Source organism: Burkholderia sp. AU31652, assembly GCF_002223155.1.
Classification (GTDB): domain Bacteria; phylum Pseudomonadota; class Gammaproteobacteria; order Burkholderiales; family Burkholderiaceae; genus Burkholderia.
In genome coordinates, this window is sequence record NZ_NKFG01000008.1 from 140,232 (window position 1) to 154,995 (window position 14,764).

At 70.1% G+C, this 14,764-nt stretch carries 12 protein-coding genes; all 12 read left to right on the top strand.

From position 1 onward, the window contains the following. Positions 1-77 precede the first annotated feature (77 nt). The 12 genes from xylA (at position 78) to CFB40_RS36450 (ending at position 14,756) form a co-directional block, all read left to right on the top strand. Positions 78-1,400, top strand: coding sequence for a xylose isomerase (xylA, locus tag CFB40_RS36395; protein ID WP_089429336.1), 1,323 nt, complete (start codon positions 78-80; stop codon positions 1,398-1,400). Positions 1,401-1,404: 4 nt separating this feature from the next. Continuing rightward, positions 1,405-2,883, top strand: coding sequence for a xylulokinase (gene xylB / locus CFB40_RS36400; RefSeq protein ID WP_089429337.1), 1,479 nt, complete (start codon positions 1,405-1,407; stop codon positions 2,881-2,883). Between the two features lie 123 nt (positions 2,884-3,006). Beyond that, the gene (xylF, locus tag CFB40_RS36405; RefSeq protein WP_089429338.1) at positions 3,007-4,035 is read left to right on the top strand and encodes a D-xylose ABC transporter substrate-binding protein; all 1,029 of its coding nucleotides are present in this window, start codon (positions 3,007-3,009) and stop codon (positions 4,033-4,035) included. Between the two features lie 65 nt (positions 4,036-4,100). Beyond that, positions 4,101-5,660 carry a D-xylose ABC transporter ATP-binding protein gene (xylG, locus tag CFB40_RS36410; protein ID WP_089429339.1) on the top strand — a complete coding sequence of 520 codons (1,560 nt, stop codon included), beginning with the start codon at positions 4,101-4,103 and terminating at the stop codon, positions 5,658-5,660. Beyond that, positions 5,657-6,868 carry a sugar ABC transporter permease gene (locus tag CFB40_RS36415; protein WP_089434136.1) on the top strand — a complete coding sequence of 404 codons (1,212 nt, stop codon included), beginning with the start codon at positions 5,657-5,659 and terminating at the stop codon, positions 6,866-6,868. Before xylG ends, CFB40_RS36415 begins: the two co-directional genes overlap by 4 nt. 37 nt (positions 6,869-6,905) lie before the next feature. Continuing rightward, a complete protein-coding gene (locus tag CFB40_RS36420) occupies positions 6,906-7,223 on the top strand; it encodes a hypothetical protein (protein ID WP_089434137.1) in 318 nt (105 codons plus the stop codon). Positions 7,224-7,714: 491 nt separating this feature from the next. After that, positions 7,715-9,205 carry a sensor histidine kinase gene (locus CFB40_RS36425; RefSeq protein WP_089434138.1) on the top strand — a complete coding sequence of 497 codons (1,491 nt, stop codon included), beginning with the start codon at positions 7,715-7,717 and terminating at the stop codon, positions 9,203-9,205. Further along, positions 9,187-10,563, top strand: a complete 1,377-nt coding sequence (locus CFB40_RS36430) for a sigma-54-dependent transcriptional regulator (protein WP_089434139.1) — start codon at positions 9,187-9,189, stop codon at positions 10,561-10,563. Before CFB40_RS36425 ends, CFB40_RS36430 begins: the two co-directional genes overlap by 19 nt. A 435-nt stretch (positions 10,564-10,998) precedes the next feature. Then, positions 10,999-11,571, top strand: coding sequence for a hypothetical protein (locus CFB40_RS36435; protein ID WP_254600140.1), 573 nt, complete (start codon positions 10,999-11,001; stop codon positions 11,569-11,571). A 40-nt stretch (positions 11,572-11,611) separates the two neighbouring features. Beyond that, positions 11,612-12,160 carry a hypothetical protein gene (locus tag CFB40_RS36440; protein ID WP_089434140.1) on the top strand — a complete coding sequence of 183 codons (549 nt, stop codon included), beginning with the start codon at positions 11,612-11,614 and terminating at the stop codon, positions 12,158-12,160. Between the two features lie 21 nt (positions 12,161-12,181). Beyond that, positions 12,182-13,465, top strand: a complete 1,284-nt coding sequence (locus tag CFB40_RS36445) for an MFS transporter (RefSeq protein ID WP_089429346.1) — start codon at positions 12,182-12,184, stop codon at positions 13,463-13,465. A gap of 37 nt (positions 13,466-13,502) precedes the next feature. Beyond that, the gene (locus CFB40_RS36450) at positions 13,503-14,756 is read left to right on the top strand and encodes an arsenic transporter (protein WP_089434141.1); all 1,254 of its coding nucleotides are present in this window, start codon (positions 13,503-13,505) and stop codon (positions 14,754-14,756) included. The last annotated feature ends 8 nt before the right edge of the window (positions 14,757-14,764 follow it).

A 14,764-nucleotide genomic window follows, 5' to 3' on the forward strand; every position in this document is an offset into this window, starting at 1 on the left:
ATCCAGCCTACCGAATTCGGCCGCGTGCGCCACCCCGACGCACGTTGCGCTGCAACAAGACCCAGCACGGAGACGCCATGTCGTATTTCGAACACATTCCCGCGATTCGCTATGAAGGCCCGCAGTCGGACAATCCGCTCGCGTACCACCATTACGACCCCGAGCGGCGCGTGCTGGGCAAGACGCTCGCCGAGCATCTGCGGATCGCGGTGTGCTACTGGCACACGTTCGTGTGGCCGGGGCACGACATCTTCGGGCAGGCCGCATTCCAGCGGCCGTGGCAGCAGCCGGGCGACGCGCTCGAACGGGCGCGGATGAAGGCCGATGCCGCATTCGAATTCTTCACGAAGCTCGGCACGCCTTTCTATACGTTCCATGACACCGACGTCGCCCCGGAAGGCGACAGCCTGCGGGAATATGCGGCGAATTTCGCGCGGATGGTCGACTATCTCGGCGAGCGTCAGCAGGCGAGCGGCGTGCGGCTCCTGTGGGGCACCGCGAACCTGTTCTCGCACCCGCGCTTCGCGGCCGGCGCCGCGACGAACCCGAACCCCGACGTGTTCGCGTGGGCCGCGACCCAGGTGTGCCATGCACTCGATGCGACGCACCGGCTCGGCGGCGAGAACTATGTGCTGTGGGGCGGGCGGGAAGGGTACGAGACGCTGCTCAATACGGACCTGAAGCGTGAACGCGACCAGTTTGCCCGCTTCCTGTCGATGGTCGTCGAGCACAAGCACCGGATCGGCTTCAAGGGCGCGCTGCTGATCGAGCCGAAACCGCAGGAGCCGACCAAGCACCAGTACGACTACGACGTCGCGACGGTGCACGGCTTTCTCGTGCAGTACGGATTGCAGAACGAGATCCGCGTGAACATCGAGGCGAACCACGCGACGCTCGCCGGCCACTCGTTCCATCACGAGATCGCGAATGCGTTCGCGCTCGGCGTGTTCGGCAGCGTCGACGCGAACCGCGGCGATCCGCAGAACGGCTGGGACACCGACCAGTTCCCGAACAGCGTCGAAGAGCTGACGCTCGCGTTCTACGAAATCCTGCGCCACGGGGGCTTCACGACCGGCGGGATGAACTTCGACGCGAAGGTGCGCCGCCAGAGCATCGATCCGGAAGATCTGTTCTACGGCCACGTCGGCGCGATCGACGTGCTCGCGCTCGCGCTCGAACGCGCGGCGGTGCTGGTCGAGAACGACCGGCTCGACGCGCTGCGTCGGCAACGCTATGCGCAGTGGGACGACGCATTCGGCCGCAAGATCCTGTCGGGCGACTATACGCTGGCGTCGCTCGCGGCCGAGGCGCTCGCGCGCGGGGTGAACCCGCAGCACGCGAGTGGCGCGCAGGAGCGGTGCGAGAACATCGTGAACCAGGCGATCTACGGGCTGCGCTGACGCCATGTACATCGGACTCGATCTCGGCACGTCGGGCTTAAAGGCGGTGCTGCTCGACCGCGACGGTGCGGTGCGCGCGAGCGCGAGCCGCCCGCTCACGGTGAGCCGGCCGCAGCCGCGCTGGTCCGAGCAGGCCCCGCGCGACTGGTGGGATGCCGCCTGTGGCGTGCTGGCCGCACTCGTCTCGGATGCGCGCACGGCGGGTATCGATCCGCGCGACATCGACGCACTCGGACTGACCGGCCAGATGCATGGCGCGACGCTGCTCGATGCGCACGGTGACGTGTTGCGCCCCGCGATCCTGTGGAACGACGGTCGGGCGGATGCGGAGTGCGCGGAACTGGAACGACTCGCGCCCACGCTGCGCGCCGTGGCCGGCAACATCGCGATGCCGGGTTTCACCGCGCCGAAGCTGCTGTGGGTACGTCGTCACGAACCCGACGTATTCGCGCGCATCGCCCACGTGCTGCTGCCGAAGGACTACCTGCGCTACCGGCTGACCGGCGCATTCGCGACCGATCCGTCGGATGCCGCCGGCACGCTGTGGCTCGACGTCGCGAAGCGCGACTACGACGACACGCTGCTGGCCGCCTGCGGGCTGTCGCGCGCGCAGATGCCGGCCGTGTTAGAAGGCAACCGCATCACCGGCACCCTGTTGCCGGCCGTCGCGCGCGCGCTCGGGCTGCGCGAGATCCCGGTGGTGGCGGGCGGCGGCGACAACGCGGCCGGCGCGGTGGGCGTCGGCATCGTGCGGCCCGGCGATGCGCTGCTGTCGCTCGGCACGTCGGGCGTCTATTTCGCGGTGTCGGACGGGTTCCGCGCGAATCCCGAATCGGCCGTGCACAGCTTCTGTCACGCGCTGCCGGACACGTGGCACCTGATGTCCGTGATGCTGAACGCGGCCGGCTGTCTCGACTTCACCGCGCAACTGGCCGGTTACGACGGCGTCGCGGCGCTGCTCGACGACGCCGAGACGCATGCGCGCGCGAGCCGCCCGTGGTTTTTGCCTTACCTGAGCGGCGAGCGTACGCCGCACAACGACGTGAATGCGAAGGGCGTCTTCTACGGGCTCACGCCCGACACGCAGCGTGCGGATCTCGCGAACGCGACGCTCGAAGGCGTCGGCTTCGCGCTGCTCGACGGCATCGACGCGCTGCATGCCGCCAGGCTCGCGCCCGACAGCATCACGGTGATCGGCGGCGGCTCGCGCAGCGCGTACTGGACGCAGATGCTCGCCGATTTGAGCGGCCGTGCGCTGACCTTGCGCGCGGGCGGCGAGGTGGGGCCGGCATTGGGCGCCGCGCGCCTCGCGCATCTCGCGCTCGAACCGGATGCGCCGCTCGACGACGTGTGCCCGCAGCCGCCGATCATCGCGGTACGCGAGCCGGACATGGCGCGCCACGCGTGGTATCGCGACGCGCGGCGGCCGACGTTTCGCGCGCTTTACCGTGCGCTCGCACCGGTGTTTGCCACGGGCGTTTGACGTGCGGATCGCTGACGCGTTGCGCGTCGCACGATGCCGTGCTTTGCAGTGACTCGATGCGGGCGGCGCATTTCGGCGTTCGCCCGGCGTTCGTGAAGTTGTCCAAAAACAAGGAGTGGAGACATGCAATCCGTGACGCGTCGTACCGTATTGAGTTCGCTTGCCGGCGCCGCTGCGCTGGCGATCCTCGCGCTGGGCGCACCGCTCGCGCATGCGAGCAAGGACAAACCTGAAATCGGCTTCTGCATCGACGACCTGCGCGTCGAGCGCTGGTCGCGCGATCGCGACTATTTCGTCGCGGCCGCGACGAAGCTCGGCGCGAAGGTGTCGGTGCAGTCGGCCGACGCGAGCGAGGCGCGGCAGATTTCTCAGATCGAGAACCTGATCTCGCGCGGCGTCGACGTGATCGTGATCGTGCCGTTCAACTCGAAGACGCTCGGCAACGTCGTCGCCGAAGCGAGGAAGGCCGGCATCAAGGTCGTGTCGTACGACCGGCTGATCCTCGACGCCGATGTCGACGCGTATATCTCGTTCGACAACGAGAAGGTCGGCGAGCTGCAGGCGCAGGGCGTCTACGATGCGAAGCCGAAGGGCAACTACTTCCTGCTCGGCGGCGCACCGACGGACAACAACGCGAAGATGCTGCGCGAAGGACAACTGAAGGTGCTGAAGCCGGCGATCGATCGCGGCGACATCAAGGTCGTCGGCCAGCAGTGGGTGCCCGAATGGAGCGCGTCGACCGCGCTGCGGATCACCGAGGATGCGCTGACCGCGAACAACAACCGGATCGATGCGATCGTCGCGTCGAACGACGGCACGGCCGGCGGCGCGATCCAGGCGCTCGCCGCGCAGCATCTGGCCGGCAAGGTGCCGGTGTCCGGGCAGGACGCGGACCTCGCGGCGGTCAAGCGCGTGATCGCCGGCACGCAGACGATGACCGTCTACAAGCCGCTCAAGCTGATCGCGAGCGAAGCCGCCAAGCTTGCCGTGGATCTCGCGAAGGGCGCGAAGCCCGCGTTCAACGCGCAATACGACAACGGCAGGAAGAAGGTCGACACGGTGCTGCTGCAGCCGACGCTGCTGACCAAGCGCAACGTCGACGTCGTCGTGAAGGACGGCTTCTATACCCAGGCGCAGCTGGCGAGCCAGTAAGCGTACGACGGACGCGATGCGCGGCCGCCGCGACGGCGGCCGCGTTGACTGCGAGGCAAGAACGAATGACGGAACCCTTGCTGACGATGCGCGGCATCGTCAAGACATTCGACGGCGTGAAAGCGCTCGACGGCATCGACCTCACCGTGCGGCCCGGCGAATGCGTCGGGCTGTGCGGCGAGAACGGCGCGGGCAAGTCGACGCTGATGAAAGTGCTGTCGGGTGTCTATCCGCACGGCACGTGGGACGGTGACATCCGCTGGGAAGGCGCGCCGCTCGCGGCATCCGGCGTGCGCGACACGGAGCGGGCGGGCATCGTGATCATCCACCAGGAGCTGATGCTCGTGCCCGAGCTGTCGGTGGCCGAGAACATCTTCCTCGGCAACGAGATCACGCTGCCGGGCGGGCGCATGCACTTCGCCGCGATGGTCCGGCGCGCCGAGGAACTGCTGCGCGAATTGCGGATCGACTCGATCAACGTCGCGCAGCCGGTCATGAACTACGGCGGCGGCCACCAGCAGTTGATCGAGATCGCGAAGGCGTTGAACAAGGACGCGAAGCTGCTGATCCTCGACGAACCGTCGTCGTCGCTGAGCGCCGCCGAAACGCGCATCCTGCTCGACATCGTGCGCGACCTGAAGCGGCGCGGCGTCGCGTGCGTGTACATCTCGCACAAGCTCGACGAAGTCGCGGCCGTCTGCGATACGGTCACCGTGATCCGCGACGGCCGTCATGTCGCGACCGAGCCGATGCGCGCGCTGACCACCGACCGGATCATCGCGATGATGGTCGGCCGCGAGATTCGCGACCTGTATCCGCGCGAGCCGCACGAGATCGGCGAGGTCGTGCTGGAAGCGCGCAACGTGACCTGTCGCGACGTGACGAACGCGCGCCGCAAGCGGGTCGACGACGTGTCGTTCAGCGTGCGGCGCGGCGAGATCCTCGGCGTGGCCGGGCTCGTGGGCGCGGGCCGCACCGAGCTGATGCAGGCGATCTTCGGCGCGTATCCGGGCGCGTGCACGGCGACCGTGCTGATGAACGGCCGGGTGCTGTCGATCCGCTCGCCGGCCGACGCGATCCGCGCCGGGATCGCGATGGTGCCCGAGGACCGCAAGCGCCACGGCATCGTGCCGCAGCTCGGCGTGGGCCACAACATCACGCTGGCGGTGCTGCGGCGTTTCGCGGCGCGCGGGCGGATCGACGCGGCCGCGGAACTCGATGCGATCCGCACCGAGATGCAGCGGCTGTCGGTGCGCGCCGCGCATCCGTTCCTGCCGATCGCGAGCCTGTCCGGCGGCAACCAGCAGAAGGCGGTGCTCGCCAAGATGCTGCTGGCCGAGCCGCAGGTGCTGATCCTCGACGAGCCGACGCGCGGCGTCGACGTGGGCGCGAAGGTGGAGATCTACCGGCTGATCTTCGCGCTGGCGCAGCGCGGCGTCGCGCTGGTCGTCGTGTCGTCGGAGCTGCCCGAGGTGCTCGGGCTGGCCGATCGCGTGCTGGTGATCGGCGAAGGCGAGCTGCGCGGCGATTTCGTCAACGACGGCCTCACGCAGGAACAGATACTCGGCGCCGCGCTGAAGCCCGCGCGGCTGTCCACCGAACCCACCGCAATGAGCGCGACATGAATTCCGAACTTTCTTCCTCGACCCCGGCGACGCCGGATGCCGACGCGCAGCGTTCCGCCGGCCGCACGGCGCGGCTGCCGCTTCGCCAGATCTTCGCGCGCTACAAGCTGCTCGCGCTGCTGCTGGCGGTCGTCGTGATCTGGACGTTCTTCTCGGTGCTGACGGACGGCGCGTTCGTCACACCGCGCAACGTATCGAACCTGCTGCGGCAGATGTCGATCACCGGCATGCTCGCGTGCGGGATGGTGTTCGTCATCATCGCGGGCGAGATCGACCTGTCGGTCGGCTCGCTGCTCGGGCTGCTCGGCGGTGTTGCCGCGATCCTCGACGTCAACCGCCACTGGCCGGTCGCGGCGACGATCCCGGCCGTGCTCGCGCTCGGTGTGGTGATCGGGCTCTTCAACGGCTGGTGGTCGACCTATCGGCGCGTGCCGTCGTTCATCGTCGGGCTGGGCGGGATGCTCGCGTTTCGCGGGATCCTGCTCGGCGTGACGGGCGGCTCGACGATCGCGCCGGTGTCGGACGGCTTCGTGTTCATCGGGCAGGGCTATCTGCCGCGCCTGGTGGGGGACGGCCTCGCGATCCTGCTGTTCGGGCTCGTGTTGCTGCTGGTGGTGCGGCAGCGCGCGACGCGGCGGCGCTACCGGCTCGCGGTCGCACCGCACTGGCAGGACGTCGCGAAGATCGTCGGCGCCGGCGCCGTGCTGTTCGCGTTCGTCGCGACGCTCGACCGCTACGGCGGTATTCCGGTGCCGGTGCTGCTGCTGCTCGTGCTGCTTGGCGTGTTCTCGTGGATCGCGACGCAGACCGTGTTCGGCCGGCGCATCTACGCCGTCGGCTCGAACCTGGAGGCGACGCGGCTGTCGGGCGTCGATACCGACCGCGTGAAGCTCGCGATCTTCGCGCTGATGGGGCTGATGTGTGCGTTTGCCGGCCTGGTGAACACGGCGCGGCTGGCGGCGGGGTCGCCGTCCGCCGGCACGATGGGCGAACTCGATGCGATCGCCGCGTGCTTCATCGGCGGCACGTCGATGCGCGGCGGGTCGGGCACCGTCTACGGCGCGCTGATCGGCGCGCTCGTGATGGCGAGCCTCGACAACGGCATGTCGATGCTGGACGTCGACGCGTACTGGCAGATGATCGTCAAGGGCGCCGTGCTGGTGCTGGCGGTGTGGATCGACGTGGTGTCGCGGTCGAACCGGCGGTGAGACGCCGGTCGGTCGCGAGTCGACAAAGAGGAAGACCATGGAACGAAACACGATGCGCGTGCCGGATGTTGCCGTGCTGGCGGCTGGGCCGTTCGTGATGCCGGATGACGGTTCCGTGCTGGGCCTGGATGATCCGCGCGACCGGCAGGTGATCGCGGATGCATTGCGCGCGCTGCTGCGCGAGCGTGCCGAAGCGCTCGCGTTCGCGATGCGCATGGCTGACCAGTGCGGCAGGCCGCGGCCCGATGCGGCCGATTTCGCGCTGACCGACATCATTCGGCTCGCTCGTATCGTCGAGCGGATCGAGCGGGACGGCGTGGCGAAGCGCGCTGCCGTGCCCGTGGACGCGCGCTGACGGGAGAGGCGGCCGACGCGGCCAACGCGCCAGCCGAAAACCGGATGCGCCGCGCATGCCGCGCGGTCGACGTTCGACGCGGCGCATCGAATCGCACGCCGGTCGGGGGGCGAGGATTCCGCGAGTCGCGGGCTGACGCGGCCGTTGCCTGATAACGCGTCATTGACCCGCCCGCTCCCGACGCGCACCCTGCGCGGTCGCCGCCGCTTCCCGCCACTGTCATCGTCTGCGTTCGGGATGGCATGACTTGCGGCGGCCGGAGCGGGTGCAGCAAGGTGCTAACGGAAACGATGCGCATGGGGGTTCGACGGGAAGCGTCGGGCTGGACGCTAGACCAAAGGCCGTCTAGCGCCCGAGGCTTTCGCCCGGCTTTCCGGGGCGAGCCGGTGCCGCCGGCCCGGCAGGACGCCCGTGCGCTGCATGGCGAGCGTGGCGGCTTCGCATGACAGGCGATACGCTATGCTGTCGTCCTCAGCCGCCAGCCCGATCCGATGAAGCGTCCGTCGTTTTCCACCCAACTCGTCATGCTCTGGGCACTCGTCGCGTCGCTGTGCGCGACGCTGGTCGCGGTCGTCTGGATCACCGCGAGTTCCGCCGAGAGTCAGCAGGTCGCGAGCGCGAAGGCCGCCGGCGCGTCGGCCTGCGAAGCGGTCGCGTCGCGTTACAGCGCGTCTTCCGCGTCGCCGGGCGCCGGGCCCGCCCCGGAGCTGATGCATGCGATCCTCGACATCGTGCTTTCCCGCGCCCCCGACATGGAAGGCGGGTTCTGGATGCCCGGCGCCGCGCCTGCGGCGAACGGCTTTCTCGCGTATTCCTTTCCCACCTACCAGGGCAGCGGCGTCAAACACGACGTACCGGAAGCGGAAACGCCGTTGATCCTTCGCACGCTGCGCGCCGCGGCCGCGACGCGTGCCGCAACCGCGAACGTCGTCGAAGGCGCGCAGGATGCCGTGGTCGCGGCGGCCTGCCCGGTACGCGGCGGATCGGGGCTGTACGTGTGGATGCTGACGCGTGCGCGCCCGCCGCTGGGCCGGCACGGCGAGTTGCTGGCCACGGGCCTCGCGGCCGTCCTCGCCGTGATTCTGGCGATCGCGGCCGCGCTGGCCGTGGCGCTGCGCCGATGGAAGCGCAATCTCGCGCGGATCGAGAGCGGGCTGGGCCCCGACGGTCGCGAGCATCATCTGCCGTACGTCGGCGAGCCCGATCTCGACCGCGTCATCGACGCGTTCAACGAGCGGGCGCGGCGCGCGGACCGGCTGCAACAGCAGGCCGACGAATTGCGCACGCGCCTCGCGCAGGCCGAACGCTTCGGCATGCTGGGCAAGCTTGCCGCGCAGGTCGCGCACGAGATTCGCAATCCGATGGGCGCAATGCGGCTGAAGGCGGAAAACGCGCTGGCCGGCGATGGCCGGCGGCAGCAGGACGCGCTGCGCGTGATCCTCGCGCAGATCGAGCGCATCGATACGCAATTGTCGAGCCTGCTCGCGCTGACGCAGCCGGTGCGCCCGCAAGCGACCCGGGTCGACGTCGACGCGTGGCTCGCGCAGGTCGTCGACGCGCACCGCGAGCTGGCGCAGCGGCAAGCGATCGACCTGACGCTGTCGCTCGCGGGGCAGGGCGAACGGCTGGCATGGCCGTCGGATCGTCCTGCTTTCGATCCCGACCAGATTCGGCGGGCGCTCGACAATCTGCTGCTCAACGCGCTGCACCACGCGGGCGACGGCGGCGCGGTCACGCTCGCCGCCAAGCGGCGCACGTTCGCCGGGCGCGACTGGCTGTGCCTCACCGTGTCGGACAGCGGCCCCGGCGTGCCGGCCGCGCAGCGCGAGCGGATTTTCGAGCCGTTCGTGACCGGCCGCGCGGAGGGCACGGGCCTTGGTCTGGCCGTCGTGCGCGAAGTGGCGGCGGCGCACGGCGGGCACGCGCGCCTCGACGGGGGCGCTGCATTCGTGATTGAAATTCCATGGCAAACATCCTCATAGTCGACGACGACGCGGCCTTTCGCGACAGCCTCGCCGAAACGCTCGCCGATCTCGGTCATCGCGCCGTCGAGGCTGCCTCCGGCCGCGCCGCGCTCAGCGCGCTGCGCGACGGCGGGGGCGTCGAATGCATCTTTCTGGACTTCCGCCTGCCGGATCTGGACGGGCTGGCCGTGCTCGCGCGACTGCGCGACGATCCTGCGCTGGCCGCGATTCCGGTCGTCATGGTGACGGCCCATGCGACCAGCGACAACACGATCGAAGCGATGCGGCTCGGCGCATTCGATCACCTGACGAAGCCGATCGGGCGTCGCGACATCGCGCAACTGCTCGAACGCATCGTGTCGGCGAATCAGCCGCCCGTGCGCGCGCCGGGCGACAGCGATTTCGCGGGCGAGCCGTCGGCGGACCGACCGCGGCTGCTGGGCGTGAGCGCCGCGATGCGCGACGTGCAGAAGCAGGTCGGCCGCGCCGCGATGAGCGACGCGACCGTGCTCCTGACCGGCGAGACGGGCACGGGCAAGGAGGTGGCCGCCCGCGTGCTGCATGCGGCATCGGCCCGGCATGCGGGGCCGTTCGTCGCCGTCAACTGCGCGGCTATCCCGGCCGACCTGCTCGAAAGCGAGTTGTTCGGGCATCGTCGCGGTGCGTTCACGGGCGCGCATGCCGATCGCGCGGGGCGGCTCGTCGAGGCCGACGGCGGCACGCTCTTTCTCGACGAGATCGGCGACATGCCCGCCGCGATGCAGGCGAAGCTGCTGCGCGCGCTGCAGGAGCGCCAGGTGATGCCGCTCGGCGCGGATCGCGCCACGGCGATCGACATTCGCGTCGTGGCCGCGACGCACCGCGACCTCGTCGCGGCCGTCGCGGACGGCACGTTCCGCGAAGACCTCTTCTATCGGCTGAACGTCATTCCGCTGCACCTGCCGCCGCTCGCGGAGCGTGTGGCCGACATCCTTCCGCTCGCCGCGCATTTCCTGTGCAACGCGGCAGGCATGCGCGCGCTGCATCTGACGAACGACGCCCAGCGCGCGCTGCTCGATCACCGCTGGCCGGGCAACGTGCGCGAACTGCGTAACGTGATGGAGCGGGCGGCCGCGCTCGCCCCCGGGCCGGCCATTGGCGCGGCCGATCTCGGCCTGGCCGCCGTGCCGGCGCGCGAGCCGCACGCCGATGCGGTGCCGGCGCACCTGCTCGACATGCCGCTGCCCGATGCACTGGCGACGGTCGAGCGCGCGGCGATTCTGCGCGCGCTCGAACGCGCGAACGGCAACCGCGCGGAAGCCGCGAGGCTGCTCGGGATCGGCCGCCAGTCGCTCTATGCGCGCATGGCGAATCTCGGGATCGAGCGCGACGACTAGGGCCTGTTCACGCTAATAACGGGCTTGCGAACGCGCGTTGCCGGTCGTAGTGCAAGGAGTGAGGCGCGCCGTTTCGACTGTCGGGAATGCCGACATCCGGCGACGCGACGTGTCGGGAAATCCGACAGTTTTCGCGCGCGTCGTCGTTCGGCGCACGGCCACGCGGGGCGTCGCGGGTTGGCACGGGTATTGCGGATATCGATGCATCGCAACCCGTCGCCGGAGCCCGTCATGAAGTCGTACCTGCCTGTCGTTCGATCGCGGCCGCGGCGCCGTGCCGCCGTGCGCCGCTCGTCTCGCATGCTCTGCGCGGCCGCGCTCGTTGCCGTCGCAACGGTCAGCGTGGCGCAGGTGCCGCCCGCACCGCGCGCGGAAGATCCGGCCGGCGCCATGCCGCCGCCTGCTCCTCCTCGGCCTCGCGCACTGGTGCCTGCCGTGCCCGGAAACGACACCGCACGGCATGCGCTGGTGTCCGGCACGCTGTCGCGCCTGACGATCAACCCGGAAGGCGCCGTCGACGGCTTCGTGCTCTCCGACGGCACGCTCGTCCGCCTGCCGCCGCATCTCGGTTCGCAACTGACTGCGCTCGTGAAGACGGGCGACCGTGTGACGGTCGCCGGCGATCGACGCGTCGACGATGAGATCCGTGCCCGTGTCGTCCGCAACGACGGCACCGGCGCGTCGCTGTCCGATCAGCCGCCCGCGCCCGTCGCACCCGTGCCGCCCATGCTGCGCGGCGTCAACCTCGCCCGCCTGAGCGTGTCCGGCGTCGTGCGCCGCGTGACGCGCGCGCCGCGCGGCGAGCCGGACGGCGTGATGCTCGACAGCGGCGCGATCGTCAAGCTGACCGTTCCGGCCGCCCAGCAATTCGGCGCGCTGCTCGTCCCCGGCGAGCGCGTGGCCGCGGTCGGCTACGGCACGCGCAACGCCTACGGCGAAGCGCTGCAGGCGACGGCGTTCGGCGCGCCGGGCCATGTCGTCAATCTCTATGACGATGTCGCGCGCTGAGCGCGACGCCATTCCGAAACCCATCGAAAGGAGTCCTGCCATGCATTGGATCGATCCCGCCTGCCTGCCCGAAACGCGCGGCCTCGTCACGCAGTTCCTGCTCAATCCGCACGGAGACATCGACGGCCTGATCCTGAACGGCGACCTGCAGGTTCACGTGCCGCCGCATCTGGGCCGCGAACTGGTGCGGCGTGTCGCGGTCGGCGACCGCATCCGCGTGCGGGGCGTCAAGCCGCGTCGCGCGGCGATGATCGCGGCCGTGCAACTGACCGGCCGCGACGGCGTCGACATCGTCGACGACGGGCCCGCGCACGCTGCGCCGGTGAAGCCGACGCACCCCACTCGCACCCCGCTGGAATCGAGCGGCGAAGTCGCGTTTGCGCTGCACGGCCCGAAAGGCGAGTTGAACGGCGCGTTGCTGACGAGCGGCGTCGCGTTGCGGGTGCCGCCGCATGCGGCTGAAGCGCTGCACGAGTATCTGCGTCCCGGTGTCCATGTGCAGGCGTGGGGGCACGGCGTCGTCACGCCGCACGGCACGACGCTCGACGTGAGCGAGATCGCCGAGCTCGTCGATGCGGATGCCGAATGATCGTGCGACGCTGAGACGGCCATGAGAGCGGCGCGCGCGCTCGAAGCGCTCAACTTCTTCCTCGCCGACGTGCAGGCCGGCATCGGCCCGTTCATCGGCGTCATCCTGCTGTCGCGCGGCTGGGGCGCCGATGCGATCGGCTCGGTCATGACGCTGGCCGGACTCGCCGCGATGGCCGCAACGCCGTTGGCCGGCGCGCTCGTCGATACGGTGCGCGCGAAGCGGGCGCTGATCGTCGTGGCGACCGCGGTGACGGCGCTGGCGTCGCTGGCGATGAGGTTCGTCCACGGCTATCCGGCGGTGGCGGCGTCGCAGGTCGTGGCGGCGGTCAGCGGCGCGGTGCTGGCGCCGGCCGCCGCGGGCGTGACGCTCGGCATCGTGCGCCGGCAAGGTTTCGACCGGCAGTTCGGGCGCAACCAGATGGCGAACCACGCCGGCAACGTCGCCGGTGCGGCGCTCGCCGGGTGGCTCGGCTGGCATGTCGGATTCGACGCGGTGTTCGCGCTGGTCGGCGTGTTCACGGTCCTCGCCATTGTGAGCGCGCTGGCGATTCCCGGGCACTCGATTGATCACGCGTCCGCACGCGGTCTCGATCCCGCCGGTGCCGCACCGGGAATGGATGCTGCGCATCCGCATGCGTCGGATGCGGCGTCGGCATCGGCATCGACATCGCCATCGCGCGTCGGCGGCCTGCGCACGCTCGCCGACAACCGGCCGCTGGTGCTGCTCGGCGCGTCGCTCGCGCTGTTTCATCTCGGCAACGCGGCGATGCTGCCGCTCTACGGGATGGGCGTCGTCGTCACGCATCGCAGCAACGCGAGCGCGTTCACCGCCCAGACGATCGTCATCGCGCAGTGCGTGATGATCGCGGCGGCGTGGCTCGCGCCCCGGCTGATTCGCGCGCACGGTTACTGGCGGGTGCTGCTGTTCTCGTACCTCGTGCTGCCGGTGCGCGGGCTGGTCGCCGCGGCGTGGCTGAGCGAAGCGGGCGTGTGGCCGGTGCAGGTGCTCGACGGCATCGGCGCCGGCCTGCAAAGCGTGGTCGTGCCCGCGCTCGTCGTTCACCTGCTGCATGGCTCCGGCCGCGTGAATGCCGGGCAGGGCGCCGTCGCGACCGCGCAGGGCATCGGCGCGGCGCTCAGTCCCGTGCTGGGCGGCGTGCTCGCGCAGCACTTCGGCTATCCGGCCGCGTTCGTCGTACTGGGCGCCGTGTCGACGGGCTCGCTCGCGCTGTGGCTCGGTCATGCGCGCTCGCTGGGCCGCGTGTGCGGCAAGCCCGCCGATCTATCGGCGACATCGTCGTGAAGGCGATGTCGATTTCCATGCCTCGATCCACTTGCCTATGAATCCTGTTTCGCTTGCCTGGCTGATTTCCGCGCTCGCCACCGCGGGCGTCATCACGCGTCCGTTCGGCTGGCCCGAGGCCATCTGGGCCGTGAGCGGCGCGCTGCTGCTGGTCGTGTTGAACCTGTTGCCCGCGGCGCAGGCACTGGACGCCGTCGCGAAAGGCGGCGACGTGTACCTCTTCCTGACGGGCATGATGCTGCTGTCCGAGGCGGCTCGTCGCGAGGGGCTGTTCGACTGGGTCGCGACGCACGTCGTCAATCTCGCGCAGGGCTCGCCGTGGCGGTTGTTCGCGTTGATCTACGGGGTCGGCGTCGTCACCACGGTGTTCCTGTCGAACGATGCGACCGCCGTCGTGCTGACGCCCGCGGTGCTTGCCGCCGCGCGCCGCGCGAAGGCCGACCCGATGCCGCAGCTGTACAGCTGCGCGCTCGTCGCCAATGCCGCGAGTTTCGTGCTGCCGATTTCGAATCCGGCGAACCTGGTGCTGTACGGTGCACACATGCCGGCGCTCGGCGTCTGGCTCGCGCACTTCGCGGCGCCGTCCGTCGCGTCGATCGTCTGCACGTTCGTGATGCTGCGGATCGTGCAGCGGCGTGCGCTGTCCGGCCGTTGCGAGTCCGGGCTGCCGGTGCAGCCGCTGACCAGCGGCGGTCGCATCGCGCTGGCGGGCATCGCCGCAACGGCCGTCGCGCTGATGGCGGTGTCGGTCGCCGATCGCCCGCTCGGGTTGCCCACCGCGCTGGCGGCCGTCGTCACGGTCGCGTGCGTGGCGATGCGGGATCGCGCGGCGTGCGTGCCGATCGTGCGCGCGATTTCATGGAGCGTGTTGCCGCTCGTCGCGGGGCTGTTCGTCGTCGTCGAGACGCTCGACCGGACCGGCGCGGTGCGCGCGCTGGCGGGCCTGCTGCACCTGCTGATGCAAAGCGGCGAGCACGTCGCGGCGGCCGTGGCCGGCGTCGCGGTCGCGCTGGTGTCGAACGCGGTCAACAACCTGCCCGCCGGGCTGATCGCGAGTTCGACGATCCACGCCGCGCACAGCCCGCAGACGGTGGTCGACGCGATTCTGATCGGCGTGGATCTTGGCCCGAACCTGTCGATCACCGGTTCGCTCGCGACGATTCTGTGGCTGGCGGCGATCCGGCGCGAAGGGCTGCAGGTCGGTTTCCGCGCATTCCTCGCGGTCGGCGCGTGCGTGATGCCGCCTGCGTTGCTGCTCGCGCTGGGCGCGCGGTTCGTGGTCGGCGGCTGACGCGCGAT

Excerpts from the sequence above, each read along its gene's own strand:
- xylG (WP_089429339.1), top strand. The coding sequence starts at position 4,101 with ATGACGGAACCCTTGCTGACGATGCGCGGCATCGTCAAGACATTCGAC.
- CFB40_RS36440 (WP_089434140.1), top strand. The coding sequence starts at position 11,612 with ATGCATTGGATCGATCCCGCCTGCCTGCCCGAAACGCGCGGCCTCGTC.
- CFB40_RS36445 (WP_089429346.1), top strand. The coding sequence starts at position 12,182 with ATGAGAGCGGCGCGCGCGCTCGAAGCGCTCAACTTCTTCCTCGCCGAC.
- xylF (WP_089429338.1), top strand. The coding sequence starts at position 3,007 with ATGCAATCCGTGACGCGTCGTACCGTATTGAGTTCGCTTGCCGGCGCC.
- CFB40_RS36430 (WP_089434139.1), top strand. The coding sequence starts at position 9,187 with ATGGCAAACATCCTCATAGTCGACGACGACGCGGCCTTTCGCGACAGC.
- CFB40_RS36450 (WP_089434141.1), top strand. The coding sequence starts at position 13,503 with ATGAATCCTGTTTCGCTTGCCTGGCTGATTTCCGCGCTCGCCACCGCG.
- CFB40_RS36425 (WP_089434138.1), top strand. The coding sequence starts at position 7,715 with ATGAAGCGTCCGTCGTTTTCCACCCAACTCGTCATGCTCTGGGCACTC.
- CFB40_RS36420 (WP_089434137.1), top strand. The coding sequence starts at position 6,906 with ATGGAACGAAACACGATGCGCGTGCCGGATGTTGCCGTGCTGGCGGCT.
- xylA (WP_089429336.1), top strand. The coding sequence starts at position 78 with ATGTCGTATTTCGAACACATTCCCGCGATTCGCTATGAAGGCCCGCAG.
- xylB (WP_089429337.1), top strand. The coding sequence starts at position 1,405 with ATGTACATCGGACTCGATCTCGGCACGTCGGGCTTAAAGGCGGTGCTG.
- CFB40_RS36415 (WP_089434136.1), top strand. The coding sequence starts at position 5,657 with ATGAATTCCGAACTTTCTTCCTCGACCCCGGCGACGCCGGATGCCGAC.